Annotated in this window: 21 protein-coding genes; 12 read left to right on the top strand and 9 right to left on the bottom strand. The window is 60.7% G+C overall.

Annotated elements, in window-relative coordinates; genetic code table 11:
* Positions 1-115: 115 nt before the first annotated feature.
* Together hyi and gcl are read right to left on the bottom strand one after the other, a co-directional pair.
* A complete protein-coding gene (hyi, locus tag PVZ80_RS24635) occupies positions 116-898 on the bottom strand; it encodes a hydroxypyruvate isomerase (protein ID WP_273864705.1) in 783 nt (260 codons plus the stop codon).
* Between the two features lie 137 nt (positions 899-1,035).
* The gene (gene gcl / locus PVZ80_RS24630) at positions 1,036-2,811 is read right to left on the bottom strand and encodes a glyoxylate carboligase (protein ID WP_053268504.1); all 1,776 of its coding nucleotides are present in this window, start codon (positions 2,809-2,811) and stop codon (positions 1,036-1,038) included.
* A gap of 264 nt (positions 2,812-3,075) precedes the next feature.
* On the opposite strand from gcl, the gene PVZ80_RS24625 reads away from it, so the two are divergent.
* Positions 3,076-3,516: a GlcG/HbpS family heme-binding protein gene (locus PVZ80_RS24625; protein ID WP_009047747.1), complete on the top strand. Its 441-nt coding sequence runs from the start codon at positions 3,076-3,078 to the stop codon at positions 3,514-3,516.
* A gap of 120 nt (positions 3,517-3,636) precedes the next feature.
* On the opposite strand, the gene PVZ80_RS24620 is transcribed toward PVZ80_RS24625, so the two are convergent.
* A complete protein-coding gene (locus PVZ80_RS24620; RefSeq protein ID WP_009047748.1) occupies positions 3,637-4,245 on the bottom strand; it encodes a TetR/AcrR family transcriptional regulator in 609 nt (202 codons plus the stop codon).
* Between the two features lie 135 nt (positions 4,246-4,380).
* Here PVZ80_RS24620 and PVZ80_RS24615 point away from each other — a divergent pair, with 135 nt between their 5' ends.
* Positions 4,381-5,307, top strand: a complete 927-nt coding sequence (locus PVZ80_RS24615) for a DUF808 domain-containing protein (protein WP_016702222.1) — start codon at positions 4,381-4,383, stop codon at positions 5,305-5,307.
* A 505-nt stretch (positions 5,308-5,812) separates the two neighbouring features.
* Here PVZ80_RS24615 and PVZ80_RS24610 read toward each other — a convergent pair.
* The 3 genes from PVZ80_RS24610 to PVZ80_RS24600 form a co-directional block, all read right to left on the bottom strand.
* Positions 5,813-7,348 carry a capsular polysaccharide export protein, LipB/KpsS family gene (locus tag PVZ80_RS24610; protein WP_273864704.1) on the bottom strand — a complete coding sequence of 512 codons (1,536 nt, stop codon included), beginning with the start codon at positions 7,346-7,348 and terminating at the stop codon, positions 5,813-5,815.
* Positions 7,345-8,430 carry an acyltransferase family protein gene (locus PVZ80_RS24605; protein ID WP_273864703.1) on the bottom strand — a complete coding sequence of 362 codons (1,086 nt, stop codon included), beginning with the start codon at positions 8,428-8,430 and terminating at the stop codon, positions 7,345-7,347. Before PVZ80_RS24605 ends, PVZ80_RS24610 begins: the two co-directional genes overlap by 4 nt.
* A gap of 588 nt (positions 8,431-9,018) precedes the next feature.
* Entirely contained in the window at positions 9,019-10,434 is a 1,416-nt protein-coding gene (locus PVZ80_RS24600; RefSeq protein WP_009047750.1) for an aminotransferase-like domain-containing protein, read from the bottom strand.
* 275 nt (positions 10,435-10,709) lie between these two features.
* Here PVZ80_RS24600 and PVZ80_RS24595 point away from each other — a divergent pair, with 275 nt between their 5' ends.
* The 10 genes from PVZ80_RS24595 to PVZ80_RS24550 all read left to right on the top strand — a co-directional run bounded on the left by PVZ80_RS24595 (position 10,710) and on the right by PVZ80_RS24550 (position 21,281).
* Positions 10,710-11,714 carry an inducer of phenazine A gene (locus tag PVZ80_RS24595; RefSeq protein WP_009047751.1) on the top strand — a complete coding sequence of 335 codons (1,005 nt, stop codon included), beginning with the start codon at positions 10,710-10,712 and terminating at the stop codon, positions 11,712-11,714.
* A 185-nt stretch (positions 11,715-11,899) separates the two neighbouring features.
* The gene (locus PVZ80_RS24590) at positions 11,900-14,077 is read left to right on the top strand and encodes an iron-containing redox enzyme family protein (RefSeq protein ID WP_041987168.1); all 2,178 of its coding nucleotides are present in this window, start codon (positions 11,900-11,902) and stop codon (positions 14,075-14,077) included.
* A gap of 16 nt (positions 14,078-14,093) precedes the next feature.
* Complete coding sequence (locus tag PVZ80_RS24585) at positions 14,094-15,137, top strand: inosamine-phosphate amidinotransferase (RefSeq protein ID WP_009047753.1); 1,044 nt, start codon at positions 14,094-14,096, stop codon at positions 15,135-15,137.
* 14 nt (positions 15,138-15,151) lie between these two features.
* A complete protein-coding gene (locus PVZ80_RS24580) occupies positions 15,152-15,778 on the top strand; it encodes a LysE family translocator (protein ID WP_009047754.1) in 627 nt (208 codons plus the stop codon).
* A gap of 65 nt (positions 15,779-15,843) precedes the next feature.
* A complete protein-coding gene (locus tag PVZ80_RS24575) occupies positions 15,844-17,685 on the top strand; it encodes a carbamoyltransferase family protein (protein WP_009047755.1) in 1,842 nt (613 codons plus the stop codon).
* 34 nt (positions 17,686-17,719) lie between these two features.
* Positions 17,720-17,863: a hypothetical protein gene (locus tag PVZ80_RS24570; RefSeq protein ID WP_007931463.1), complete on the top strand. Its 144-nt coding sequence runs from the start codon at positions 17,720-17,722 to the stop codon at positions 17,861-17,863.
* A 27-nt stretch (positions 17,864-17,890) separates the two neighbouring features.
* Complete coding sequence (locus tag PVZ80_RS24565; protein WP_053268505.1) at positions 17,891-19,213, top strand: aspartate aminotransferase family protein; 1,323 nt, start codon at positions 17,891-17,893, stop codon at positions 19,211-19,213.
* A gap of 60 nt (positions 19,214-19,273) precedes the next feature.
* Positions 19,274-19,876 (top strand): formyltransferase family protein, encoded by a 603-nt coding sequence (locus tag PVZ80_RS24560; protein WP_007931465.1) that lies wholly within the window; start codon positions 19,274-19,276, stop codon positions 19,874-19,876.
* An 80-nt stretch (positions 19,877-19,956) separates the two neighbouring features.
* Positions 19,957-20,586, top strand: a complete 630-nt coding sequence (locus tag PVZ80_RS24555) for a LysE family translocator (RefSeq protein WP_009047757.1) — start codon at positions 19,957-19,959, stop codon at positions 20,584-20,586.
* 89 nt (positions 20,587-20,675) lie between these two features.
* A complete protein-coding gene (locus tag PVZ80_RS24550; RefSeq protein WP_273864702.1) occupies positions 20,676-21,281 on the top strand; it encodes a LysE family translocator in 606 nt (201 codons plus the stop codon).
* A gap of 65 nt (positions 21,282-21,346) precedes the next feature.
* Here PVZ80_RS24550 and PVZ80_RS24545 read toward each other — a convergent pair whose 3' ends face one another.
* The 3 genes from PVZ80_RS24545 to PVZ80_RS24535 form a co-directional block, all read right to left on the bottom strand.
* Positions 21,347-23,380: an FUSC family protein gene (locus PVZ80_RS24545; protein WP_273864701.1), complete on the bottom strand. Its 2,034-nt coding sequence runs from the start codon at positions 23,378-23,380 to the stop codon at positions 21,347-21,349.
* Between the two features lie 168 nt (positions 23,381-23,548).
* Positions 23,549-24,337 carry an MlaA family lipoprotein gene (locus PVZ80_RS24540; RefSeq protein WP_009047759.1) on the bottom strand — a complete coding sequence of 263 codons (789 nt, stop codon included), beginning with the start codon at positions 24,335-24,337 and terminating at the stop codon, positions 23,549-23,551.
* The gene (locus PVZ80_RS24535; RefSeq protein WP_009047760.1) at positions 24,330-25,628 is read right to left on the bottom strand and encodes a serine protein kinase PrkA; all 1,299 of its coding nucleotides are present in this window, start codon (positions 25,626-25,628) and stop codon (positions 24,330-24,332) included. The genes PVZ80_RS24540 and PVZ80_RS24535 overlap by 8 nt, the downstream gene beginning before the upstream one ends.
* Between the last annotated feature and the right edge of the window lie 126 nt (positions 25,629-25,754).

Genomic DNA, 25,754 nt, shown 5'->3' with positions numbered 1-25,754 from the left:
GCTTGCTCGCGAAAAATGGCAGGGCGCCGTGTTCATTCAGGATGCCTGCGTCATCGTTGACGACCTTCGCGAGCAAGCTCGCTCCTACAGCGATGAACGATGACGCGGTGTGCGATCAGATTGCGTTGTGGCTCTTGAGCCAGCCCAGGCCGGCTTCGGTGGTGGTCAGCGGCTTGTATTCGCAGCCGACCCAGCCCTGGTAGCCGATCTTGTCCAGGTGCCCGAACAGGAAGTGGTAGTTGATCTCGCCGGTGCCCGGTTCGTTACGCCCCGGGTTGTCCGCCAGCTGGACATGGTTGATCGCGTCCAGGTGGCCGGACAGGGTCCGGGCCAGGTCGCCCTCCATGATTTGCATGTGGTAGATGTCGTATTGCAGGTACAGGTTGCTGCTGCCGACCTGCTCGCGGATCGACAGGGCCTGGGCCGTGTTGTTCAGGTAGAAGCCCGGGATGTCGCGGGTGTTGATCGCTTCCATCACCAGCTTGATGCCCGCGGCCTGGAGTTTCTCGGCGGCGTACTTGAGGTTGGCGATAAAGGTCTTTTCCACCGTGGCATCGTCGACGCCTTGTGGGCGGATGCCGGCCAGGCAGTTGATCTGGGTATTGCCCAGTACCTGGGCGTAGGCGATGGCCAGGTCGACCCCGGCGCGGAACTCTTCGACCCGGTCCGGCAGGCAGGCGATACCGCGCTCGCCCTTGGCCCAATCGCCCGCAGGCAGGTTGAACAGCACCTGGGTCAGGCCGTGGGCGTCGAGTTGCGCCTTGATCTCGGCGGAGCTGAATTCGTAGGGAAACAGGTATTCGACACCACTGAAGCCAGCCTCGGCGGCGGCCTTGAAGCGGTCGAGGAAGTCCTGTTCGGTGAACAGCATGGACAGGTTGGCGGCAAAACGCGGCATGGTGGTCTCCTGTAGAGGTATCAATCCCTGTAGCCGCTGCCGCAGGCTGCGATAAGGCCGAAGGCCTTCGACGATCCTGAGATCTTGCGCATCCTGCGGATGCGATCGCAGCCTTCGGCAGCGGCTACATAGGGGTGTCAGTCGAGCAGGGAAATCGCGGTCGGGGCGTCGTTGCCGACCAGCGCCAGGTCTTCGAATTCGTTGACCGCGTTGATCTCGGTGCCCATGGAGATGTTGGTGACACGCTCCAGGATGATCTCGACGATCACCGGCACCTTGAACTGCTCGAGCATTTCCTGGGCCTGGCGCAGGGCCGGCTGGATGCCCGCGGGCTCGAATACCCGCAGCGCCTTGCAGCCCAGGCCTTCGGCGACCGCGACGTGGTCCACGCCGTAGCCGTTGAGTTCCGGGGCGTTGAGGTTGTCGAAGGACAGCTGCACGCAGTAGTCCATGTCGAAACCGCGCTGCGCCTGGCGGATCAGGCCCAGGTAGGAGTTGTTCACCACCACGTGGATGTACGGCAGCTTGAACTGCGCGCCCACGGCCAGCTCTTCGATCATGAACTGGAAGTCATAGTCGCCCGATAGCGCCACCACCTTGCGGCTCGGGTCGGCCTTGACCACCCCCAGCGCCGCAGGAATGGTCCAGCCCAGCGGGCCGGCCTGGCCGCAGTTGATCCAGTGGCGTGGCTTGTACACGTGCAGGAACTGCGCGCCGGCAATCTGCGACAGGCCGATGGTGCTGACATAGCAGGTGTCCTTGCCGAACACCTGGTTCATCTCTTCATACACACGCTGCGGCTTGACCGGCACGTTGTCGAAGTGGGTCTTGCGTTGCAGGCTCGACTTGCGCTGCTGGCAATCCTGCAGCCAGGCGCTGCGGTTCTTCAGCTTGCCGGCGGCCTGCCATTCGCGAGCGACTTCGATGAACACAGTCAGCGCCGAGCTGGCGTCGGAGACGATGCCCAGGTCCGGGGTGAACACCCGGCCGATCTGGGTCGGCTCGATGTCCACGTGGATGAACTTGCGACCCTCGGTGTAGACGTCCACCGAACCGGTGTGGCGGTTGGCCCAGCGGTTGCCGATGCCCAGGACCGCATCCGACTTGAGCAGGGTGGCGTTGCCGTAGCGGTGGGAGGTCTGCAGGCCGACCATGCCGACCATCTGCGGGTGATCGTCGGGGATGCTGCCCCAGCCCATCAGGGTCGGGATGACCGGGATGCCGGTCAGTTCGGCGAATTCCACCAGCAGTTCGCTGGCATCGGCATTGATGATGCCGCCACCGGCAACCAGCAACGGCCGCTCGGCCTGATCCAGCAGGGCCAGGGCCTTTTCGACCTGGACCCGGCTCGCCGAAGGCTTGGCTAGCGGCAGCGGCTGGTAGGCGTCGATGTCGAATTCGATCTCGGCCATTTGCACGTCGAACGGCAGGTCGATCAGCACCGGGCCGGGGCGGCCGGAGCGCATTTCATAGAAGGCTTTCTGGAAGGCGTAGGGCACCTGGCCCGGTTCCAGGACGGTGGTCGCCCACTTGGTCACCGGCTTGACGATGCTGGTGATGTCGACGGCCTGGAAGTCTTCCTTGTGCAGGCGGGCCCGCGGGGCCTGGCCGGTGATGCAGAGAATCGGGATCGAGTCGGCCGAGGCGCTGTACAGGCCGGTGACCATGTCGGTGCCGGCAGGGCCGGAGGTGCCGATGCACACGCCGATGTTGCCGGCTTTGGTACGGGTGTAACCCTCGGCCATGTGCGAGGCGCCTTCAACGTGGCGAGCGAGGACGTGATCGATGCCGCCGACCTTTTGCAGGGCGGAGTACAGCGGGTTGATGGCGGCACCCGGGATGCCGAAAGCGGTATCGACCCCTTCACGGCGCATCACCAGAACGGCGGCTTCGATTGCTCTCATTTTGCTCATGGTTTTGTGCCTCTTACGTTTTGTAATTGTATACAAGTGGCTTTGCGCTGAGTGTATTCATGGCGAGTGTCGCAGGTCAATCCATTTTCTCTCGCGCTTGGATGCGTTCGTCCGGTGCCGATAAACAGGCAGCTTTTCGTCGGAAGCAGGGATTTGCGAAAATTATTGTATACAAAAACAAAGTTTGTTGTGTTCTATTTGTTGTATCGATCTTCTTATCGGAACACCCCAATTTTTCCCAATAACAAAATAAGGACGGCACCCATGAGCGCTTTAACCTTGAACGTTGCAGTCAGCCTGGCCGGCAAGGCCCTGGCCTTTGGCCGTGAGATCAGCGCGGCACCCTTGACCATTGCGGTGCTCGATGCCGGCGGGCATCTGGTGACCTTGCAGCGCGAAGACGGGGCCAGCCTGCTACGGCCACAGATCGCCATCGGCAAGGCCTGGGGCGCGATCGCCCTGGGCAAGGGCTCGCGCCTGCTGGCGCTGGATGCGCAGCAGCGGCCGGCCTTTATCGCCGCGCTCAATAGCCTGGGGCAGGGCAGCGTGGTGCCGGCGCCGGGTGGGGTGTTGATTCGTGATCAGCAGGGGGTGGTGGTGGGTGCGATCGGCATCAGTGGCGACACCTCGGACATCGACGAGCAATGTGCGATCAGCGCCATCGAGGCGCAGGGCTTGCGGGCGGATGCGGGTGTGAGTGCCTGATCTGTAGCCGTGTAGCTGCTGCCGCAGGCTGCGATCGCACACCACGGGTGCGCAAGATCTGAAGATCGCTGAAGACCTTCGGCCTTATCGCAGCCTGCGGCAGCGGCTACAGGGGCTGCCTTACTGGTCCGTTTCGCAGCCCTTGAGCACCAGGCGGATGATGGTCTGGGCGGCGGCTTCGTAATCGGACTCGTCCAGCTTGGCCTTGCCGGTCACCACCGAGATCTGCCAGTCGAAGTCGGCGTAGGTCTGGGTCGCGGCCCAGATGCTGAACATCAGGTGGTGCGGGTCGATGGGCGCGATCTGGCCACGATCGATCCAGGTCTGGATGCAATCGATGTTGTGCTTGGCCTGGGCGTTGAGCTGCTCGACCTGGTCCGGGCTCAAGTGCGGGGCACCGTGCATGATCTCGCTGGCGAACACCTTGGAGGCGAAGGGCAGGTCGCGGGAGATGCGGATCTTCGAGCGGATGTAGCCGCTCAGTACTTCGCTGGGCACGCCGTCGGCGTTGAACGGGGTCGAAGCCTGGAGGATCGGCTCGATGATGCTTTCCAGGACCTCGCGGTAGAGGTTTTCCTTGGATTTGAAGTAGTAGTAGACGTTGGGTTTGGGCAGCCCCGCCTTGGCCGCGATGTCGCTGGTTTTGGTCGCAGCGAAGCCTTTGTCGGCAAACTCTTCACTGGCGGCACGCAGGATCAGTTCTTTGTTGCGCTCGCGGATGGTGCTCATAAACCAGGTGATTCCTTGCCTGTTCGGGCGGTTGCGCATGGTAGCACCGGCCTTGCGCGAGGCTCAAGAATGCCCCGCCGGCCCTCGTTGCGCGCTATGCTTCGCAACATTTATGACCTCAAGGAACCCTGATCCATGGCCGGAAGCAGTTTGCTGGTGCTGATCGACGATATTGCCACGGTACTCGACGACGTGGCGCTGATGACCAAGATGGCGGCGAAGAAGACCGCCGGGGTGCTGGGGGACGACCTCGCGCTCAATGCCCAGCAGGTTTCCGGGGTGCGCGCCGAGCGCGAATTGCCAGTGGTCTGGGCGGTGGCCAAGGGCTCGTTCCTGAACAAGCTGATCCTGGTGCCCGCGGCGCTGGCCATCAGTGCCTTCGCGCCCTGGCTGGTGATACCGCTGCTGATGCTCGGCGGTGCCTACCTGTGCTTCGAGGGCTTTGAAAAGCTCGCCCACAAGTTTCTCCACAGCAAGGCCGAGGATCAGGCCGAGCACCAGCAACTGATCGAAGCCGTGGCGGACCCGGCCACCGATCTGGTGGCCTTCGAGAAGACCAAGATCAAGGGCGCGATCCGCACTGACTTCATTCTCTCGGCCGAGATCATCGCCATTACCCTGGGCACCGTCGCCGACGCGCCGTTGATGCAGCAGGTGGTGGTGCTTTCGGGCATCGCCATCGTCATGACCGTCGGCGTGTATGGCCTGGTGGGCGGCATCGTCAAGCTCGACGACCTCGGCCTGTGGCTGACGCAGAAGCCGGGCCAGGTCGCAAAAAGCATCGGCGGCGCGATCCTGCGCGCAGCGCCCTACATGATGAAAAGCCTCTCGGTAATCGGCACCGCGGCCATGTTCATGGTCGGCGGCGGCATCCTGACCCACGGCGTGCCGGCGGCGCATCACTGGATCGAGACTGTCACGGCGCACACGGCCGAGGTGGTTGGCGGGTTTTCGCTGATCATGCCGACGCTGCTCAATGCCGTGGCCGGCATCATCGCCGGCGCCGCGGTACTGGTCGTGGTGTCGCTGGGTGGCAAGCTGTGGCGCGCGGCCAGGGCATGATCCGTTGATGGCCCTCGCCGCCGCGGCGAGGGGCACGCTGAGCTCCAGCAACTGATCGAAGCCGTGATAGACCCGGTAACCGATCTGGTGGCCTTCGAGAAGAGCAAGATCAAGAGTGCGATCCGCTAGGACGTTAGTCTTTTTATCAAATGCTCCAAGTTGCACAGTACGAGTGCATTCAGTGCATGCATATCCACATGGCGCCAATGTTTCAGCTTATCAGTGGATGCTGCACCTATAGATGGGGTTAGCTTAACTTGTGGCTACGATAGAAGCTGGGTTGAGTACTTATGGCACTATCCGTCGTAAAGTCCAGTCGATAAATAATCATAATTACGAACAGCCCGGCTGAACACCAGTAATGTATGGAGCGGTCACTTAGGTCGAGAGCGGTCAACCTGGGCCTTGGACATAAGTGCAAGGCCCAGGGGCGCGTCAGTTTATAATTCTTTTGACTATTTTGTCAGCTGAGCGCTGGAGGTTCTTTTGTGTCTGCTCGGCGATGTTAGAGATTTCGGCGCGACTGTACTAGGTTTTTTCTAAAGAAACTCAATATTTTTTGGGGTGTTGAAAGTTTTGAGTTTTTGATTTCATGTTCTAAGGTTAGATTGTGGTTGTGTAGGGTGGTGATGAATATGTCTTTCTCTTGAATGACCTTGTGTGTATGAGCCAAAGCCTCGTCGTGCAGTGCTATCTTTGCGGTTAGTTCGCTTATTTTTGACTCGAGTTCTTCGCTGTGCTGGGTATCTATGGGCTGAGTTTTGGCGTTTCTAAGTTTCAAGGTTTCTCTTTTCTTGTCTTCTAGATTTCTAAGTATTTCCTGTGTTGAGTCTATTTTAGGGAAGATCGATAGAGTGCTTCCTCCTTTGGCTAGATTGGTTTCTAGTGTTTTTAAATGATTGGGTAACCAATCTTTGTTTTTTAGATAGCTATAACTGAAGAAGTAGTGAGTCAGTAACCAGTGTATTGTACCGGTTCTGATAGGGCGGTTTTGATTAAGGTGTGATGCCATGTTTCCCAGTTCGCACTTTTCCCCATAAGGTAGAAAGTGAGAGCTTCCTATGATGAATATTGGTTTATTCCATAGTAGTGCTTGGTAGCACAGGCCAGAGCTTACGCTTATCAAACCGTCTACTAGCTCTAAAAGCAGTTGGGATGGTGCATGGTAGTTTTCTGTACTATCGATATAGATAAAATTCGAGTATTTGCTCTTTAAAAAATCGATTGTTTCGAGGGTGAGTGTCGGGTCGTCTGGGTGCTGTGTAACAATTACGCCGATGTTCTCTTCTATGGAGTCCAAAACATGGCAAAGGTATTCGAATTGGTTTGAAAACTCTGTAGCGCTATAAAAGTTGTAATGGCCGGTTGATTGTAGTGCGAGCAAGACAATATTTTTATGGGCTTCTCTTAATGTTTTTATTGTCGTCGAGAAAGGGTTGTCGGCTGACTCGCACTCTAAAAATATTTTCCTGATGGCAAGATAAAACTCATCACTTTCGTTTGTGTTTGGTAGGGCCAGAATTTCAGCTGATAACTTATTGATGGCGCTGTGAACATTAATTCCCAAGGGGTCGAGACATGTCATCTCGTCTGGCCAAGGTTCCCGGCAATATAGCGCATCCCGGTAGAGAATCATTGCATTGGGATATCGATACTCAAGGAAAGGACATGGGGTAATCGTAAATATCACCTCTGGCTCAAAATCATCAAGCTTAGATGAGACGAGATCTGCCATCCCTTTAATTTGCTCAGTTGAATAGGTGCCTTGTAGCCAAGACTTTAGGGCTGTTCTCGAGTTCGGAAATACTCTCTTTAACTCTTGTTGAGTTATTGTAATGGGGGTCGCTTCAGTGTTTTTGTGTGTGCTCCAAAAAGAAGCGCAATCATCACCTAGAATGAATCGAACCTCGGTCGATAATGAGGAGTTTGATTTTAATGTGTTGACTATGTCTCCTAGCCACCAAATGTAGTTTCTCTTCCAGCCAGGTTTTGCATCTTCAATCCAAGGTTCAATATAGACTAGTATTTTTTTAAAGCTCATGATGCGATCTCGCTGGCTTGGCTTTTCGAAGTTGCATTGGTGCTGGTTTTTTTTGAAAAATTCATGAAGGGCTTTTCAATGAGGCAGTAGGTAAAACAGGAGACAATGTATGTGATAGAACCGGTAATCAATAGCTTCGGCCAGCCATGAAAGACATATATTTTCTCTAGTATTATGTTGACAGGCCAGTGCCACATATAAAAGCTGTAGCCTACTATGCCGATAGCTCTCAATGGCAGCGTGCTGAAGAACCTTGAAATGGGGTGCTGTGGCAGTGCTCTTAGTAGAACAAGTATTGCAAGCATGGCAGGCATGCTTTGGATAATTGAATTGATTGCCAGTTCGGAGTGGAAAAATTCACCCTGAGGAATGGTAAAATTTATATACCCTAAAAAAGCGACAGCAACGTACAGCGTTATACTCATTATATATTTTGCTGCTGTGTTTGCAGCTTTGGCTTCGAAAATAGTACTTTGTAGATAGGCGCCAGCCATGCCAGTCAGGAATGGTGCAAAGTATAGAGTTTTTAAATTCGATTGGTCTGCTGCAACCGTGAATGTTTCACTAAATATATCTGAGCACGTCGCAACTGCTAGTGCAATGAGTACCGTGGCACAAGTAATTGGCCTGGTTTTCAATGGAAGCAGAATTAAAATTATTAGCGGCATGATTGCATAGAAGATAAATTCTTGTTTTATCGTCCAGAAAAAGCCTTCTGCATAATAGAAAGTGCTTCGAGTTAAAAAATAGTGCCAGCCTTTTTCATTGACATTTGGAGAGCCAAATATGCTGCATAGAATGATTGCAAAAAGGTACAAGGGGTATAATCTAAAGATGCGGCGCTTAAAAAATGAGGCTGCAACTGTTAGTTTGCTGAAATCTAATTTCAATCCCTGCTCGCTTAATAAATACCCGCTAAGGCAGAAGAAAATCCATACGGGTATTTTGTTGGCGTTTTGAGATATCAGGCCATAATGACCTGCTGCAACCAAAAGGGCGGCTATGGCTCTAACCCCGTCCATGGCTGAGGAGCGAGAATTATCAGATTTGAGATCCGCGAAACAGGCAGGTAGACGGCTCATTAATACTCTGCATTAAAAGATGGATTTGATTTTAAAATTCAAATCTTAAATTATGTAGTATATTTTAATGATACGCAAGATTGGCTCTGTCAGCTGGTCGGCCGGCTCGATCTCATCAGTATGCTGTTTTCGTAATGACATTTCTGTGAGCCTTACCTGCACATCCTCTGTCATTCACGGGAGTGCAAGCGAACGTCCAGGAAATTGCCCTTCGCCCAGAAGAGCAGGCTGAACTGAGTTGCCGAGTGCGCACGGCAAGCATCCGTCAGGTCGATGGTCGACGCGGCTGAGTAATCTTGCTGCTAACCCAAGGTTTTTCGCAGATAAGGATCGTTCGTTTGAGCGGTTTCTCACTCCACACGATTGCCTGTTGGTGTCAGCGGTTTCAGATGCTGCAATTGAACCGTTTGCTCGGCAAGCTGGGTAGTGGGCACAAAAAGCTCTTACCAGCTGGCGCCGTGTGTCCTGTCCTTGAGCAAGTTTCGACGAGCCTGTTGATAGAGTAGGTGGTGGTAGTGGTGTCACAAACTGTGGCGCGCGGCCAGGGCTTGATCCGTTGATGGCCCTCGCCGCCGCGGCGAGGGGCTGTCAGGCAGGGAGCAGTTGCGCGACTGCCAGGCCGATCTTGTTGATCGCCTGTTCGATCTTGCGGTTGGGCACGCCGGCAAAGTTCAGCCTGAGGCAATTGCGGTACTTGCCGGCCGCGGAAAAGATATTGCCGTTGGCGATCTGGATGTCCTCGGCTTCCAGCAGCCGGTTCAGGGTGTAGGTGTCGAACTCGTCCGGCAACTCCACCCACAAGGTGAACCCGCCCTGGGGTTTGCTGACCCGGGTGCCTTCCGGCAGGTAGCGGCTGACCCACTCGGTCATCAGGTCGCGATGGCGCTGGTACTGTTTGCGCATCCGCCGCAGGTGCGGCAGGTAATGACCCTTGGCAATGAATTCGGCCACCGCCAGTTGCGGCTGGGTTGCGGTAGTGCCGGAGCCGACGTATTTCATGTGCAGCACTTGCGGCAGGTAACGCCCCGGGGCGATCCAGCCGATCCTCAGGCCCGGCGCCAGGGTTTTCGAGAAGGAACTGCACAGCAGCACGCGCCCGTCGTCGTCGAATGACTTCAGGGTGCGCGGCCGCGGGTAGCGGAACGCCAGGTCGCCATAGATATCGTCTTCGATGATCGGCACGTCGTAGCGCTGGGCCAGGCGGATCATCGCGCGCTTGCGATCGTCCGGCATGATGTAGCCCAGCGGGTTGTTGCAATTGGGCGTGAGCTGGATGGCCTTGATCGGCCACTGTTCCAGGGCCATTTCCATGGCTTCCAGGCTGATGCCGGTGACCGGGTCGGTGGGAATCTCCAGGGCCTTGAGGCCGGCGGCCTTGAGCAACTGGATGATGCCGTGAAAGCAGGGGGAAGCGATGGCCACGATGTCGCCGGGTTCGCACAGGGCGCGGATGGCGATGGACAGGGCTTCCTGGCAGCCGCTGGTGACGACGATTTCCGCGGGCGTCAGGCGGCAACCGGAGTCGACGCCGAGGCGGGCAATCTGCTCGCGCAGGCTCAGCACACCTTGCAGGTGGTTGTATTGCAGGCTCGGGCTGTCGCTGCGTCGGCTGATCCGCGCCAGGGCGGTCAGCAGCGGCTTGAGGGTCGGCGCCGTGGTGTCGGGCATGCCGCAACCCAGTTGAATGGCATTGGCGTTCTGCTCCTGGCGCATCAGGTCCTGCACCAGGTCCCACTGGGAGATATCCACAGGCCGCAACGACGGCCGTCCCATCTTCGGTAACTCCGGCAAACGCCGGCCGGCCGGGACGAAATAGCCCGACTTGGGCTTGGGGATAGCCAGTCCCGAGCTTTCCAGAACCCGATAGGCCTGTTGCACGGTGGTGAGGCTGACGCCGTGCTCGAGGCTCAGGGCCCGCACCGAAGGCAAACGCTCCCCCGGCCCGTATAACCCCTGCTCAATGCGGCTGCTGATGTATTCGGCGAGATTCAGGTATCGAGTCATGCGGGGGACTGTAGCGACTCATCTGTCGTATAAAAAGTTACAGATTCCACTTTTTTTGAAAATTTTTAGAGGCAAAAAAGCAATCTGTACTGAGAAAAATCATCCGGCGTGTACCTATAAGACAGTGGTTGCCTTTGGGAAGATGGCCCGCATCGCACTGTACTGGTTGTTCTTAAATACAGTTGCGACGCAATTCAGAGTCCCCCCGGGCAACGTATAACGGGCTTCCCCCTCAGGCTACTTTAGACGATGACTTCTCAAGGAAGAGCAGGGTAATGACGGCAAGGATCAAACTGACTCCACAGATGGCTGAGTACGAGCAGAAGTTCACCGACGGTGGTGAGGTTCGCTGGCTGCCTTATTTGATGTATTTCCATCCTACCGACCACCGTTCGGAGGTGGTCAATACAGATACCTCGGGCTTCCGCTATTCGGAACTGCTGGGCATACAGTATTCAGTGGCCAACAGCCGTCACGCCAAGAGCGTGCGGGTGCTGGCCGGTAGCTCGACCGTGTTTGGCATCGGTGCCAGTTCGGATGCCTGGACATTGCCTTCGCGCCTGGCCGAGAACGATCCGGACAGCAAACCCTGGATCAACTTCGGCGGACGCAGTTTCAACTCGACCCAGGAACTGACGCTCTTCACCCTTTACCGTCATTTGCTGCCCAAGGTCGACGAAATCGTGCTGTTTTCCGGGTTCAACAACCTGGGGCTGGCCCGCCAGCCACAAAGCAGCCGTGGCGAACACGGCGCTTTCTTCAACTGCAACCAATTCTTCGACGCCATGCGTCCGGAGTCCCAGGCGCCCAAGCGCGGCATGTTCCGCGCCTTGCTCGGCAAGGAGCAGGAAGAGCCGACGCCCGAGCCGCCACCGACCATGGAAGAGCAGATCGACTACGCCGCCGACCTGACCCTGCGTCACCTGGATACCTGGCGCGCGCTGGCGGCCGACATGGGTGCCAAGCTGACCTTCATTCTGCAGCCGCTGGCCGGCTGGGTCCGGGAAAAGGGCTGCGACGAGGAAGAGCAGCTGTTCGCCGAGCTGGATCGCGCCGGCAGTTTCAGCGAGGTCTATGGCGACATCCTGCAACCCAGCGTCTGCGAGGCCTATGCCGCCCGCCTGCGCGAGGGCGCACAGAAGATGGGCGTGCGTTTCGTGAACATTACGCCGCTGCTGTCCGAGGCCCTGCGGCCTGAACAGTGGTTGTTCGTCGACCGTATTCACTTCACCGACCAGGGGAATGATTTCGTCTCGAAAATCATCCTCGATGTTCTTTAAAGGAGTCTGCCATGAGTTACATCAAGAGCTTGTTCCAACGCCTCTTCGGCAAGAAGAAAAAGAAGAAGCCGGACTCTTCGATCTACCCGATGTTCTGATCTCGACACCCGATGTCATTGCTTGCCGATGACTGAGGGCCGGCAATGGATTGCCTTGGTCTCCAACCTGGAAGGGAAGTAAACAGTATGTGGCGCCAGTTTTATCGATCAGTCAGCAACCCCGAGAGCTTTCTGGGGGATGTCAGTATTCGGCGTCTGATGGGCCTGGCCGCACCGGGAGAAACCGGTGCGGAAGGTCTGTCCGGGGTGCGGGTGCAGATCGAACTCTGGCGTGACGAGCAGGCCCGGGTTTACCGTGAACTGGCCAGCCAGGCCGCGGAGCTGGGCAACCAACGGGAATTCGCCGAGGCCCTGCTGGTGCACTCGGCGCCATTGGCCTCGGTGCTGGGTTGCTGGCTGCAAGGCATGAGCGCCCCCGGGGTTTTCGAGGACAGCGCGCAGCTCAGGCTCATGGAGCTACTGGCCCACGACGTCGGCGTCGGGCGGCCCCTGGCATCGCGCGCCGATCACTTCAAATCGCTGTTGGTGCAGGCGGGGCTGACCGCCTATGCGGTTTCGCCGTTCGAGCTTTCCACGCTCCCCGACCTGCCCGACGAACTGTTCGAATTACCGGCATTGCTGCAAGCGGTGAGCCGCCGCAGCGATGCCTTTGGCGACACCCTGTGCGGCATCGACTATGCCTGGCGTGCCTTGGGGCTGAGCCCCTGGTGGGCGGTGCTGGACGCGCAGCAGCTGGATGTCCGCCGACTCGACCTGAACCAACTGGATGAAAGCGCGGGCGACAGCTCGGCGCTGGAGATCTCCCTGTGGGTCTGCGAGCAGGTCGCCAATCAGGGCAACATTCGCCGCCTGCAACTGGAGGCGGGCGCCCAGTGGTTGTTCGCGGCCCTGAAGACGTTCAACGAGCGGCTGCTGGTGCACTGTCGGGCGGCGGTATCGCCCGAGCGCCTGATGGGCAAGATGATCCAGCGCATGGCCCGGGCCGGCGCGGTCTATCACCAGGATTACAAGATGGAAGGCCGCAGCCTGGCGCAGTGGCTGCGTGAGGCCCAGGTCGACCCGGTGCCGCTGCTGGAGATGCTTTCGCGCAGCCGCCTGATCGTGCCGGGCAACGCCGAGAAGAGTCTGCTGGTCAATACACTGGTCGCGCCGAACGGGCGCATGTTCCGGATCTTCAGCGAGGCCGACCTGAGCGTCATCCGCAAATGGATCGATGGCCTGTCCGGCCCGATCCAGCGCGCAGAAGCTGCCCAAGTACCAACGCCAAGCCCTTGCAATGCAGTGGTTCCACAGGTGCTGGGCGAGGGTATTCAGGAGCAGGGCCAGTGGCCCAAGAGCCTGCGCGAGGCCTATTTCGTCTTGCAGGGCAGGGCGCTGGCGCCTCGCACCCAGGCTTTTGCCCAGGCTTATGTGACACGTTGGCTGGAGCAGTCGCGCCGCTCGCTGCAAAACTCCGAACGCACCTTGCCCGAGTCCTGGAATGTCGGCGTATTGCGCGAATGGCTACTGGACAAGCACGACCGCCACGGTCAGGAGTTCGAAGAAAGTGACCCGGCGGCCATGCCGTCGCGCGAAGAAATCGTCGATTCCACCCTGCAACTGGCACCGCTGACCCTGATCGACGGCGCCTGGCTGCAGGGTTTCACCGACCTGACGCTGGCCTCGTCCCATGTCGGTTACGCGTTGTTCCAGACTTACTGGGACGAGCTGGGCAACGGCTCCTATGCGTTGAACCATCCGAAAATCTACCGCGACGGCCTGCGCCAGATGGGGCTGGAGCTGGCGCCTACCGGTGCCCGCGAGTTCGCCGAGGATGAGCGACTGCGCGAGGCCTCGTTCCGCTTGCCGGTCTACTGGCTGTGCCTGGGCAAGCTGCCGGTGACCTTCATGCCGGAAATCCTCGGCATGAACCTGGCGATGGAACTGTCGGGGGTGGGCGGCAGCTACCGTTCGGCCCGGCGCTTCCTCCGGCACTACGGCTTCAGCACGGCGTTCGTCGACCTGCACAACACCATCGATAACGTCACCACCGGGCATTCGGCCTGGGCGGTGGACGCCATCGACGCCTACATGCGCCAGGTCGCCGCGACGAAGCCGGCGGAACTGGCAGAACACTGGCTGCGGGTCCGCGTCGGCTACGAGTCCCTGGCACCGCAGCCGGACCGCTTGACGTCCTGGTTGCAGCGCCTGGGCATCGGCTCCGCGGGCGCGGTGCTGCCCCGGAGCAAGACGCGGGGCGAGGACCAGGCGCTGTTTCATCACGAACCTATTGTCCCTGCCGCGCCGGTTGGCGTAACGGCCTGAACATCAAGGAGTGTCCATGTCTCTGGTCAACGTGCACAACGAGTGGGATCCGCTGGAAGAAATGATCGTCGGCGTCGCCCAGGGCGCGCAGGTGCCGCGACCCGACCGCGGCTTGTTCGCCCTGGATTACAGCGAGCAGCATGACTACATCGAGGACATTCCATCCGGCCCCTATCCGCAGCAGGTGATCGAGGAAGCCAGCGAGGACCTGGACGCCTTTGCCGCCTTCCTGCGCTCCCACGGGGTCATAGTGCGGCGTCCGGACGTCACTGACCATCGCGCGGTATTCGGCACTTGCGCCTGGAAAACCGACGGCGAATACAACTACTGCCCGCGGGATGTGCTGCTACCCATCGGCCAGACCATCATCGAGGCGCCGATGGCGCTGCGCAGCCGCTACCTGGAACCGTTCGCCTATCGCCGGCACCTGGCCGAATACTTTGCCAGCGGCTCCAACTGGATTTCCGCGCCCAAGCCGCAGCTGCTGGACAGCACCTACCGGATCAACCCCAAGAGCGGCTCGATCATTGCCAATGACGAGCCGATCTTCGACGCCGCCAACGTGATCCGCGTCGGCGAGGACATCCTCTATCTGGTTTCCCGCAGCGGCAACGAACTGGGTTGCCAGTGGCTGCAGCGGGTGCTGGGCGATCGTTACCGGGTGCACCCGGTGAGTGGCGTGTACGACGGCACGCACCTGGACACCACCATCACTGTGGTCCGCCCGGGGCTGGTGGTGCTGTGTCCGGAGCGGATCCGCAAGGACCAGGTGCCGGCGCTGTTCAAGAACTGGGACATCATCTGGGCGCCGGAAATGGTCGACACCGGCTATTGCTGGTCCTACCCGCGCGCGTCGATCTGGCAGGGCATGAACTTCATCATGGTCAACCCGGCGCTGGCGGTGATCAACGACCAGCAAGTGCCGCTGATTCGCGCCCTGGAGAAACACGGTATCGATGTGGCGCCGCTGAAAATGCGCCATGCCCGCAGCCTCAGTGGCGGCTTCCATTGCGTGTCGGTCGACATTCGTCGCCGCGGCACCCTTGAAGACTATCGTTGAGCGGAGCCTGGGGCATGCAGAATCTGGACTACTACGCCGTCATCCTGTTCGCGATTTCCACCTGCGTGACGCCGGGGCCGAACAACGTGATGCTGATGTCCTCCGGGGTCAACTTCGGCATCAGCCGCACCCTGCGCCACGTCGCGGGCATCAACATCGGCTTTCCACTGATGCTGATCGCGGTGGGGCTCGGCGCCGGCGCGGTGTTCCATCGTTATCCCAGCCTGCATGACATTCTGCAGGTGATCGGTGCCCTGTACATGCTGTACCTGGCCTACCGGATCGCCACGGCGCCCACGGTCGATCTCGACGACCAGGGCGGGCGCCCGCTGGGCTTCACCGGCGCGGCGCTGTTCCAGTGGGTCAACCCCAAGGCCTGGATCATGGCGGTGGGCGCGGTCCTGGCCTACACCACGCCGGTCGGTTCCTACAGTGCGCAGATCCTGCTGATCGCCTTGATCTTCTTTCTCTTCGGCTCGCCCTGCTCGATGGTCTGGGTGCTGTTCGGACGTTATTTGCGGCGCTTTCTCAGCGAGCCGAACCGGCTCCGGCTGTTCAACATTTCAATGAGTGTGTTGTTGGTGGTGTCGTTGATTCCGGCATTAAAAAGCCTGCCGGTCTCAAGTTGGTTGCACGGATGACGGACTGTGCACAGACACAGGGAATTTCCATGGATTGGCATGAAGCTATGAGGATGAGCGTTTAAATGGCTACTTACGTATTAGGGATTTCGGCGTTCTATCACGACAGCGCCGCGGCGCTGGTGAAGGACGGGGTGCCGGTGGCTGCGGCCCAGGAAGAGCGCTTCACGCGGGTGCGGCACGACGCGGCGTTTCCGGCCAATGCCATCAAGTACTGCCTGGACGCCGAGGGGATCGGCCTCGATGAGCTGACCGCCGTGGTCTACTACGAAGACCCGCAGGAAAAGTTCTCGCGGATGATTTCCTCCTTCGCCAGTGGCGGCATCAGCGGCGCGCGCACCTTCATCAGCACCATGCCGGAATGGATCCGCTGGAAGCTCAATGTGCTCAAGTTCATCGACGAGAAACTCGAGGAACTGGGACGTGGTACCGGACCGCTCACCATCGCTTCGCAGCACCACCGTTCCCATGCCGCGGCGGCGTTTTTCCCGTCGCCGTTCGAGCAGGCGGCGGTGCTGTGCATCGACGGCATCGGCGAATGGCATTCGACCACGATCTGGAAGGGCGACGGTTCCAAGCTCGACCTGATGAACTCGATTTCCTATCCGCACTCGGTCGGCCTGTTCTACTCGGCGTTCACCTATTACTGCGGCTTCAAGGTCGACTCCGGCGAGTACAAACTCATGGGCCTGGCACCTTACGGCCGGCCGATCTATGCCGACAAGATCCGCAAGGAACTGATCAACATCCGCGCCGACGGCTCCTTCACCCTGAACATGAAGTACTTCGAGTACCTGCGTGGCGAGCGCATGGTCGGCGAGGCGTTCGAGGAACTGTTCGGCGGTCCGGTGCGCAAGCCGGAGAGCCCGATCACCCAGCGCGAATGCGACCTGGCAGCCTCGGTGCAGCAGGTGACCGAGGAAGTGGTGCTGGGGCTGGCCACCGCGGCCGTGCGGCAGACCGGTTACCGCAACCTGTGCCTGGCCGGTGGCGTGGCGCTCAACTGTGTGGCCAACGGTGTGCTCAGCCGTTCCGGACGTTTCGACGCGATCTGGATTCAGCCTGCGGCCGGCGACGCCGGTTGTGCCCTGGGGGCGGCCATGGACTATTCGGTCAAGCGCACCGGGCGTCCGCACCTGGGCAGCAAGAAGCTCGACGCCATGAGCGGCAGCCTGTTGGGGCCGGGCTTTGGCGATGAAGAGATCCAGGCGTTCCTCGACGCCAACCAGTATCCGTACCAGCGCTTCGAGGGGGCCGAGCTGTATGACGAAACTGCGCGGCACCTGGCCGACGGCGCCGTGGTCGGCTGGTTCCAGGGGCGCATGGAGTTCGGCCCGCGAGCCCTGGGCGCGCGCTCGATCCTCGGCGATCCACGCAATCCCGAGATGCAGCGCACCATGAACCTGAAGATCAAGTACCGCGAATCCTTCCGGCCCTTTGCCCCGGCGGTGCTGGACGAGGACGCCCAGATCTACTTCGACATCTGCGAGAAGAGCCCGTACATGCTGATGGTTTCGCAGGTCACCGATTCGATCAAGACCGCCGAGTCGTTGCAGCCCGGCGGCCCCGAGCGTGGCCTGGGCAGCATCAACTCGATCCGTTCGCAGTTGCCGGCGGTGACCCACGTCGACCTGTCGGCGCGGGTGCAGACGGTGACCGAAGAAAACAACGCGCCGTTCACCCATCTGCTGCGCAGCTTCAAGAAGCGCACCGGCTGCTCGGTGCTGGTCAACACCTCGTTCAACGTGCGCGGCGAGCCGATCGTGTGCAAGCCGGAAGAAGCCTACGCCTGCTTCATGCGCACCGAGATGGATGTGCTGGTGCTGGGCAGCTTCATTCTCGAGCGCACGACCCAGCCGGAGTTCGTCGAAGAGGTCGACTGGCGCAACGAGATCCCGCTGGACTGATCGCTCACTCACTTTTTATTCAGGAGACAAGGCCATGCTCAGGTTGCTTTCGTTGTTGATGTTCGCTGTGGTGTTGCTACCGATCGGCTGGGCGCGCCGGATATTCAATTCCTCGCGCTTCAGCCAGCGTTTCCATCAAGGCTCGACGGCGTGGGACCACCCGGAAAACACCCGTTAGGCCGAATAACTGCAAGGGCTCGGATCCATGTCAACGGTCATCTACAAGAACTTGAATGCCTCACCGATTCACGCCGTCAATGGCGCTGGGGTCTGGCTTGAGGATGCTTCGGGCAAACGCTACCTCGACACGTGCGGCGGGGTGGCCGTTTCCAGCCTGGGACATGGACATCCACGGATCGCCGCGGCCATCGAGCAGCAGGCGAAAAAGCTCAGTTGGGCCCATGCCGGCAGCTTCACCACGGACGCCGCCGAGGAATTGGCTGACCTGCTGGTGGGGGCCTCCGGCGGCTTGGCCAAGGCGCAGTTTCTCTCCGGCGGTTCCGAGGTCATGGAACTGGCGATGAAAATTGCCTACCAGTATCAGTGCGAGCGCGGGCTGCCGGGCAAATCGATCTTTATCTCGCGCCAGCAGAGCTACCACGGCAGCACCCTGGGGACCCTGTCGATTTCCGGCAACCTGCAGCGTCGCGGGGTCTTCGAGCCGTTGCTCGGGTCCGCCGAATTCGTCTCGCCCTGTTATGCCTATCGCCATCAGGGCACTGATGAAAGCGACGAGCAGTACGGGACGCGCCTGGCGCTGGAACTGGACGAAAAGATCAGGGCGCTGGGCAGCGACAGGGTGGCGGCGTTTTTCGCCGAGACCGTGGTCGGCTCCACCAACGGCGCGGTGCCGCCGGTGCCGGGGTACTTCCGCAAGATCAAGGCGGTGTGCGAGCGCCACGACGTGCTGCTGATCCTCGACGAGGTGATGGCCGGCATGGGCCGCACCGGCAGGTTCTTCGCCTACGAAGACGACGGCATCGTGCCGGACATGGTCGCGGTCGGCAAAGGCCTGGCGGCCGGTTACCAGCCGATCTCGGCGTTGCTGGTCAGCAGCCAGGTGCATGAGGCCATGGCGGGCAACTCTGGGGTGCTGGGCAACGGCCAGACCCACGTCAATCATCCGCTGGCCTGCGCCGTTGCGCTGGAGGTGCAGCGGGTCATCCAGGACGAGAACCTGCTGCAGGCCGTGCGCCTGCGCGGCGAGCAACTGCGCCACGGCCTGCGCGAGTGCCTGGCGCGTTTCGAGCATGTCGGCGATGTGCGCGGACGCGGCCTGTTCGTCGGCGTGGAGTTCGTTCAGGACCGGGACACCCGCGAGCCCTATCACGGTGGCGGCCGTTACGCCGCAAGCCTCAAGGCGCAGGCGCTGGAACAAGGGCTGCTGATTTATCCGGGCAGCGGAACCGCCGACGGTGTTCACGGTAACCACGTGCTGTTCGCGCCGCCCTTCATCTCCAGCGAGGCGGAAATCGCCGAAATGGTCGAGCGCTTCACGGCGGTAGTCGAAGCCTGCCAGCAGGGTTAGCGGGGAGGGCGGACCGGGGGTGTTTTCGAAATGTACCAACAGCCAATAGTGGAAAAGACTATGCAGACCATCGAACCATGCAAGGACAAAGTTCTATTGTCGGTGTGCACCATGGACTGGTGCGATCACGGCGTTGAATTCGCCAAGACGGTTTTTTCCAACCTGGAAGTGTTCTGTTGGGACCCGGGCGACCCCTATCCGTATCACCTGGAAGACTGGGAAGGCGACTGGATCATTTCCTATCGCGGCGACTTCATCTTCCCGCCGAGCATCTATCAGCGGGCCCGCAAGGGCGCGATCAACCTGCACCCGGCGCCGCCCAAGTACCGCGGCCTGGGCAGCCAGCACTACGCGATCTACTACCAGGACGAAACCTACGGTTCGACCTGTCATCACCTGGCGCCCTCGGTGGACAGCGGCGACATCATCCATGTCGCGCGTTTCAACATCGCCCCGGCGGAAACCGCGTCTTCGCTGCGCCTGCATGTCGGCGCCTATTGCCTGCAGCAGTTCATCCACCTGTTGACCGACTACATCCTGCAAGGCCGTCCGCTGCCGGTGTCGCCCGAGCGCTGGGGCGAGCGGCTGTACAAGCAATCCGAACTCAAACCCTGGATGGAAAAGATCCGGGCCGAAGAACCCGATCATCGCTGCTTCAAGTAGCGAGGAGGGATGCCGGCCCGCGCGGGGCGGCATCCCGGTTGGTAAACCCTGCTCCCGCGACTTCTACGAGAGACCGTCAAATGTTTGATTTATCGAGCTTTGGTGCTGCTATGGCCGTTTATGTCATCGGAACCGCCAGCCCTGGCCCGGGTAACCTGGCGATTGCCAACACCTCGCTCAGCTACGGGCGTACCCCGGGGCTGGCGCTGGCGGCCGGGGTCATTTCCGGCTCGTTGTGCTGGGGCGCGATGACGGCCGCGGGCGTCTCGGCCTTGCTGATGTCCAACACCCAGGTGCTGGTCTGGCTGAAGATCCTCGGCGCCTGCTACCTGTTATGGCTGGCCTACAAATCCATCCGCGGCGCCCTGAGCGCGAGCGCGGTCAACCTCAATCGCGCCCGGGCCAAACAGAGCCGCACGCTGGGGTTCTACCTGCAAGGGCTGGGCATCCACCTGACCAACCCCAAGGCGGCCCTGACCTGGTTCACCGTGACCACCGTCGGCCTCAGCGCCACGGCGCCCTCCTGGGCCAGCTTCGTGCTGGTGGGCAGCTGTGCGGTCGCCGGCTTCGTGATTTTCTGTGCCTACGCCCTGGCGTTTTCCGCGCGTTCGGCGGAGCCGTTTTTCGTCCGCACGCGCAAGGCTTTCGGCCTGGTCTGCGGCGCGTTCTACGCCATGGTCGCCGCGGGTTTCATCGGGTCCTTGCTGTAAGCGTGGATAAGCCTCGCCCGTGGCGATCGCCGGGGCGAAAACAATGACTCAGGGCTCTGTTCGGAGCATGTACTTCTCAGGATGACTGTATGCCGTTGTCGATCGACTTGTTGTTGGCTTTCGCCTTGTTTGCCTTTGTCACTTCGGTGACCCCCGGACCGAACAACACCATGCTGCTGGCCTCGGGGGTGAATTTCGGGTTCCGCCGCACGGTGCCGCATATCCTCGGGATCAGTTCGGGGTTCCTGGCGCTGGTACTGGCCGTCGGCCTGGGCCTGGGCGCCGTGTTCGAGGCCTACCCGGTGCTGTACAAGGTGCTGCGCTATGTCGGTGCGGCCTACCTGTTGTACCTGGCCTGGAACATCGCCCGTTCCGGGCCGGTGTCCCAGGAAGTCGACGGCAAGGGCCGGCCGCTGGGGTTCTGGGGGGCGGCGGCGTTCCAGTGGGTCAACCCCAAGGCCTGGGTCATGGCGCTGGGGGCCATCAGCACCTATACGCCATTGCAGGGCTACTTTTTCAACGTGGTGGTAATCGCCAGCCTGTTTGCCTTGATCAACGCGCCGAGCGTCGGGGTCTGGGCCGGGTTCGGCAGCGTGCTGCGCAACGTCCTGCGCGACCCGCGCTGGTTGCGCCTGTTCAACTACGGCATGGCCTTGCTGCTGGTGATTTCCTTGTTCCCGCTGCTGCAAGCCTGAGGGGCTTTCCCAGGGCGTTATGCCGCCACCCGCCGCAACCGGCGCGTGGCGGTTTTTTTGCCCGCTCATTGCCCCTGGGCGACAGCCGCCACGCCGGGTTCGTGGCGAGTCAGGCGGCACCATTTGTGCCAGGTGAATTGAAGTTGCAGCAGCGCCGCCCTGGCCATTTCCAGATCCTGTTCCGGCAGTTGCGGCGCCTGCTCCAGGGCCTTGAGCAGGGCGACGGTCGGAGCATCCAGTTGATCGCTGCGGCGTGGCGTCGGTCCGCCCGACTTGAGCTGCGTGGCGATGCTCTGCAGGTAGTGCCCGCGCTCGACGTCCAGGGCCCCGGTCGCGGCGCCCAGGCTGGCGCGCAATTGCAGCAGTTCGTCGCCCAGGTCGAGCCCGAGCAGGCCGTTGTCCCAGTGCTGGCGGCGTTCCTGGGGCAGGCTTTCGGAGTAGCGCGCCAGGCGGATCAAGCGGTCGGCCATGCGCCCGCCGAACCAGCTCTCGGCTTGCTCCAGCGGGCGCGAAGTGAGTTGCGCCAGGTCGAACAGCGAGGCGCGGAACATCCGCCGATAGTGATGTTCGCCGGGGTTGAGGCTGACCAGGCGAAACACCAGGACCGCGATGCCGACGCCGACCAGGGTCGCCATGGCCTTGTTGAGGAAGTTGGCCAGGTCGTAGGTCATCAGGTTGCCGGGGCCGACGTTGTTGACGAAAAAGATGCAGAACGCCGACGCGATTGGCGCCATCCGCGGTTTGCTCATGCACAGCGAAGCGCAAAACAGCGGCACCCCGAGCCCCACGCACAACAGCGGGAAACCATCCCAGCCGGGCAGCAATCCCAGGCCGACAAAGCCGGCGATCGGTACTGACAGGGCGATGCCCTTGAGGAAGTTGAGGCTGGAGGCGGAAGGGTTTTCCCGGCCGGCGAACAGGCTCAGCACCACCCCGCAGATCGATACCGCGCCCAGGCCGGAGGGCCAGGCCGAGAGCACCCAGAAGCCGGCCACGGCGAGAAACGCCAGGGCGCTGCGCAGGCCGCCGAGGATGCCTTGCTCGATATCCCGGTGCCAGGACAGGGCGCCAGGCGCGCCATGGGGTACCCGGCCCTGCTCGACGGCCTGCAGAGTCCGCGCGCTGCGTTCCAGCAGCGCCGGCACCTGGGCCAATTGCATCAGGCACAGATGTGCATCCTGCGACAGGCTGCGGTCCTGCAGTGCCTCTTGAAGGCGTGCCCACAGCTGGGCGATGTCTGCCTCGTGGCTGTGTTCCAGGGCCGTGGCCAGTTGTTCGATCAGCGGTGCCACCGCGGCATTCGCCGCGCTGTCGAGCATCAGCCGCTGGCGGGCCACGCCGCGGGCGGCGCGCAACAGGCTCAGCAAGTCGCGACTGAGCACCCGCAGGGCCTGGGAGCGCCGACGCCCCTGAGGCCCTTCGAACCAGGCGTGATCGCGCTGGGCATCGACCGCCACCAGCTTGCCGAGGGCTTCCAGCAATCCTTTGCGCTGGTCCTGGCCGATCAACTCGGAGGCCGCGGCGCGCATGCCGGCTTGCCAGGCGAGTTTGCCCTGGGTGGCCAGCGCCTGTTCGACCCGGCGCGGCCACAACACGGTGCTGGCGATCGCCGCGCAGATGATTCCCAGGCTGATTTCCGAACAGCGGGCCACGGCCTGGTCGAACACCAGCAGCGGATGGGTGGTGGCGGGCAGGGCGATGATCGCCGCGGTGTAGCCGGCCAGTACGAAGCCGTAGGAAGCATGATTGCGCAGCAGCGAAGCGCCGGTGGTGCAGAAGGCCAGCCACAGCGCCATCGCCAGCAGAAACAACAGGGGCGCCTGGCCGAACAGGCCGATCAGCAGGATCGAGGCCAGGGCGCCGCTAAAGGTGCCCAGCAGGCGGAAGGCGCCCTTGGCCAGGACCATGCCGCTGCTGGGCTGGCTGACGATGAACACGGTGGTCAGGGCCCATTGCGGCTGCTCGAGGTTGAAACGAAAGGCCAGGTACAGGGCGATGCCCCCGGCGATCATGTTCCTGATGGCGAACAGCAGGTCGTTGCGGCTGGGAGCCAGGACGGCCAGCCAGAAATCGGGGATTCGCAGGGTGGGGCTTTTCATTGGCAAGGCACATAGATAGCTAGCTAATGATTAGCATCGTATCTACTTGCCTGGGAAATTCCAATGAGGATTTTTCTGCTTCCGGAGAGGGTGCAGGTGCTGAGAAGGGCGAGGGTATCGGTGCGGCGAAGAAAAGGGCCCTGCACGAATGGCAGGGCCCTGGAGGGATCACTCGGCGATTTGCAGCTTGCGCGATTCGGTGTAGACGTAGCGGACTTTTTCGTACTCGAACGGCGAGTCCAGCTGGCCGTAGCGGAAGCTGGTCTGATAGCGCTTGTCGATACTGCGCAGGACCCAGAGTTCCGGGTGGTTCGAACTGACCTCGGAGACGTTGAGGAAGTTGATCGCCGACTCGGTGGTGTAGTCCACGGCCAATCCGGCGGTATCGCGAAGGTTCGAGGGGCCGAGGATCGGCAGGACGAAATAGGCGCCGCCCGGCACGCCGTAGAAGCCCAGGGTCTGGCCGAAGTCTTCGCTCTGGCGTGGCAGGCCCATGCTGGTGGCCGGATCCCAGAGACCGCCGATACCGATGGTGGTGTTGACCAGCAGGCGGGCGGTGGTGTTCAGCGAGCGCTGGCCCTTGAACTGCAGCAGGCTGTTGACCAGGTTCGGCACGTCGCCCAGGTTGTTGAAGAAGTTGCTCACACCGGTGCGCAGGAAGCTCGGGGTGATGTAGCGGTAACCGTCGACCACCGGCAGGAACACCCACTGATCGAAGCGGTAGTTGAAGTGGTACACCCGGCGGTTCCACGACTCCAGCGGGTCGTAGACGTTCAGCGCGTTGAGGGTCGAGCGCTCGAACTCGCGCTGGTCCAGGCCCGGGTTGAACTTGAGCCGCTTGAGCGGTTGGGTGAAGCCATCCTCGTCTGCGACTACGGGTGTCGCGGTCTGGCCGTCGTCGGCATTGGCATAGCCTGCGCAGAATAACGCAGCGATGAGCAGGAGATGTTTAGCCACGGAAGAACTCCAGCATGGCGTCGCTGTTGACGCGGTAGTTGAGGTTGCCGCAATGGCCGCCATGGGGGTAGACCGTCAGCCGGTCGCCAAAGGTCTTGCGCAGGAACCCCAGGTCGCCGGGGCCGAGGATCACGTCGTCGGCGTTGTGCATCACGGCGATTTTCGGACTGTCCTGCAGGTAATCCTTGAGCGCGTACAGGCTCACCTGGTCGATCAGTTGCAGCACGCTGCCGCCGTCGGTGCGGGCGCGCCACATCGGGATCACCTGCTCGGTGAGGTAGCAGTCGAAGTCGCATTGCAGGGCGCGCTTGAGGAATGGCGTGAGGTTGGTGCCTTCGCTGATCGGGTACTTGGGCGGGGTGATCAGGCCGCGGCGGTTGATCAGGTCCGAGGTGAAGGCGATGTCGGCGGCGGAGAAGCGGAACGAGGTGCCGATCAGCATCGCCATCTGCTCGTTGCTCAGGTGCTGCTTGGACTGCTGGAAGTCGTAGAGCAGGGCATCGTTGAGATCGATGTAGCCCTTCTGCTGGAAGTAGCGGGTCAGCTTGTTCAGCACCAGCTCGTAGAAGGTGGTGGTGTTATTGATGCCCTTGACCTCGGTCTGCACCAGCTTGTCGAGGTTGGTGATGGAGGTATAGAGGTTGACCGGCGGGTTGAGCAGCAGGACTTTCTTGAAGTTGAAGCTGCGCCGGGTTTCGTCCAGCTTGCTGACGAAGGCCGCGTCCAGGGCGCCGAGGCTGTAGCCGGTGAGATAGAAATCGGTGATCGGCAGTTTCGGGTTCTGCGCGCGTACCGCCTGCATCACGCGGTATATGTCTTCGGCATCGTCCTTGGTCACACCCGGGGTGGCGAACCGCGAGGCGGCGCTGATGAAGTCGAAGCTGGTGGGCGAGGACAGCTGCACCACGTGATAGCCGGCCTGGTAATAGAGCTTCTTCAGGTATTCGTTGTGGCTGCTGTCGTAGCGCGCGCCGGTGCCGGCGATGAGGAAGATCAGCGGTGCGGCATGGTCCTGCTCGGCGATGCGGTAGGTGAGCTTCTTCACGGCCCAGAAGTTGTCCGGCAGGATGAATTCGCGCTCGGGGCGCAAGGTCAGGCTGCGGTCGGACTGATTGATATCGTCGTCACTCGGCAGCTTCGGGCGCAGGTCCGGCGGAGTGGTGGCAATGGTCGCCTCGAACGGGTTGGTCAAGGGGTAGCCATAGCTGGCGGCGTCGATGTCGACCGCGAGCGCGGACGCACTCGAGATAAGGCCGCCAAACAGGGCAGCGAAGCGCAAGGAACGGAGCATGACTAAATCCCTGTAGAGGAAGGTGCCGAGTGAAGTTCGCAGGCTATGACCACCGGGTTGCTGCCGAAGTGCCATGGCACGGCACAAAAAACGATCAAGGCAGGGCAAAGCCGGATCGGCGGTAAT

The sequence above is a fragment of the Pseudomonas sp. B3G-3 genome (assembly GCF_028640915.1).
Taxonomy (GTDB): domain Bacteria; phylum Pseudomonadota; class Gammaproteobacteria; order Pseudomonadales; family Pseudomonadaceae; genus Aquipseudomonas; species Aquipseudomonas chlororaphis_I.
Note: the sequence above shows the minus strand (reverse complement) of the source record. Positions and strands in the feature narration are given on the sequence as shown.

Excerpts from the sequence above, each read along its gene's own strand:
- hyi (WP_273864705.1), bottom strand. The coding sequence starts at position 898 with ATGCCGCGTTTTGCCGCCAACCTGTCCATGCTGTTCACCGAACAGGAC.
- gcl (WP_053268504.1), bottom strand. The coding sequence starts at position 2,811 with ATGAGCAAAATGAGAGCAATCGAAGCCGCCGTTCTGGTGATGCGCCGT.
- PVZ80_RS24625 (WP_009047747.1), top strand. The coding sequence starts at position 3,076 with ATGAGCGCTTTAACCTTGAACGTTGCAGTCAGCCTGGCCGGCAAGGCC.
- PVZ80_RS24620 (WP_009047748.1), bottom strand. The coding sequence starts at position 4,245 with ATGAGCACCATCCGCGAGCGCAACAAAGAACTGATCCTGCGTGCCGCC.
- PVZ80_RS24615 (WP_016702222.1), top strand. The coding sequence starts at position 4,381 with ATGGCCGGAAGCAGTTTGCTGGTGCTGATCGACGATATTGCCACGGTA.
- PVZ80_RS24610 (WP_273864704.1), bottom strand. The coding sequence starts at position 7,348 with ATGAGCTTTAAAAAAATACTAGTCTATATTGAACCTTGGATTGAAGAT.
- PVZ80_RS24605 (WP_273864703.1), bottom strand. The coding sequence starts at position 8,430 with ATGAGCCGTCTACCTGCCTGTTTCGCGGATCTCAAATCTGATAATTCT.
- PVZ80_RS24600 (WP_009047750.1), bottom strand. The coding sequence starts at position 10,434 with ATGACTCGATACCTGAATCTCGCCGAATACATCAGCAGCCGCATTGAG.
- PVZ80_RS24595 (WP_009047751.1), top strand. The coding sequence starts at position 10,710 with ATGACGGCAAGGATCAAACTGACTCCACAGATGGCTGAGTACGAGCAG.
- PVZ80_RS24590 (WP_041987168.1), top strand. The coding sequence starts at position 11,900 with ATGTGGCGCCAGTTTTATCGATCAGTCAGCAACCCCGAGAGCTTTCTG.
- PVZ80_RS24585 (WP_009047753.1), top strand. The coding sequence starts at position 14,094 with ATGTCTCTGGTCAACGTGCACAACGAGTGGGATCCGCTGGAAGAAATG.
- PVZ80_RS24580 (WP_009047754.1), top strand. The coding sequence starts at position 15,152 with ATGCAGAATCTGGACTACTACGCCGTCATCCTGTTCGCGATTTCCACC.
- PVZ80_RS24575 (WP_009047755.1), top strand. The coding sequence starts at position 15,844 with ATGGCTACTTACGTATTAGGGATTTCGGCGTTCTATCACGACAGCGCC.
- PVZ80_RS24570 (WP_007931463.1), top strand. The coding sequence starts at position 17,720 with ATGCTCAGGTTGCTTTCGTTGTTGATGTTCGCTGTGGTGTTGCTACCG.
- PVZ80_RS24565 (WP_053268505.1), top strand. The coding sequence starts at position 17,891 with ATGTCAACGGTCATCTACAAGAACTTGAATGCCTCACCGATTCACGCC.
- PVZ80_RS24560 (WP_007931465.1), top strand. The coding sequence starts at position 19,274 with ATGCAGACCATCGAACCATGCAAGGACAAAGTTCTATTGTCGGTGTGC.
- PVZ80_RS24555 (WP_009047757.1), top strand. The coding sequence starts at position 19,957 with ATGTTTGATTTATCGAGCTTTGGTGCTGCTATGGCCGTTTATGTCATC.
- PVZ80_RS24550 (WP_273864702.1), top strand. The coding sequence starts at position 20,676 with ATGCCGTTGTCGATCGACTTGTTGTTGGCTTTCGCCTTGTTTGCCTTT.
- PVZ80_RS24545 (WP_273864701.1), bottom strand. The coding sequence starts at position 23,380 with ATGAAAAGCCCCACCCTGCGAATCCCCGATTTCTGGCTGGCCGTCCTG.
- PVZ80_RS24535 (WP_009047760.1), bottom strand. The coding sequence starts at position 25,628 with ATGCTCCGTTCCTTGCGCTTCGCTGCCCTGTTTGGCGGCCTTATCTCG.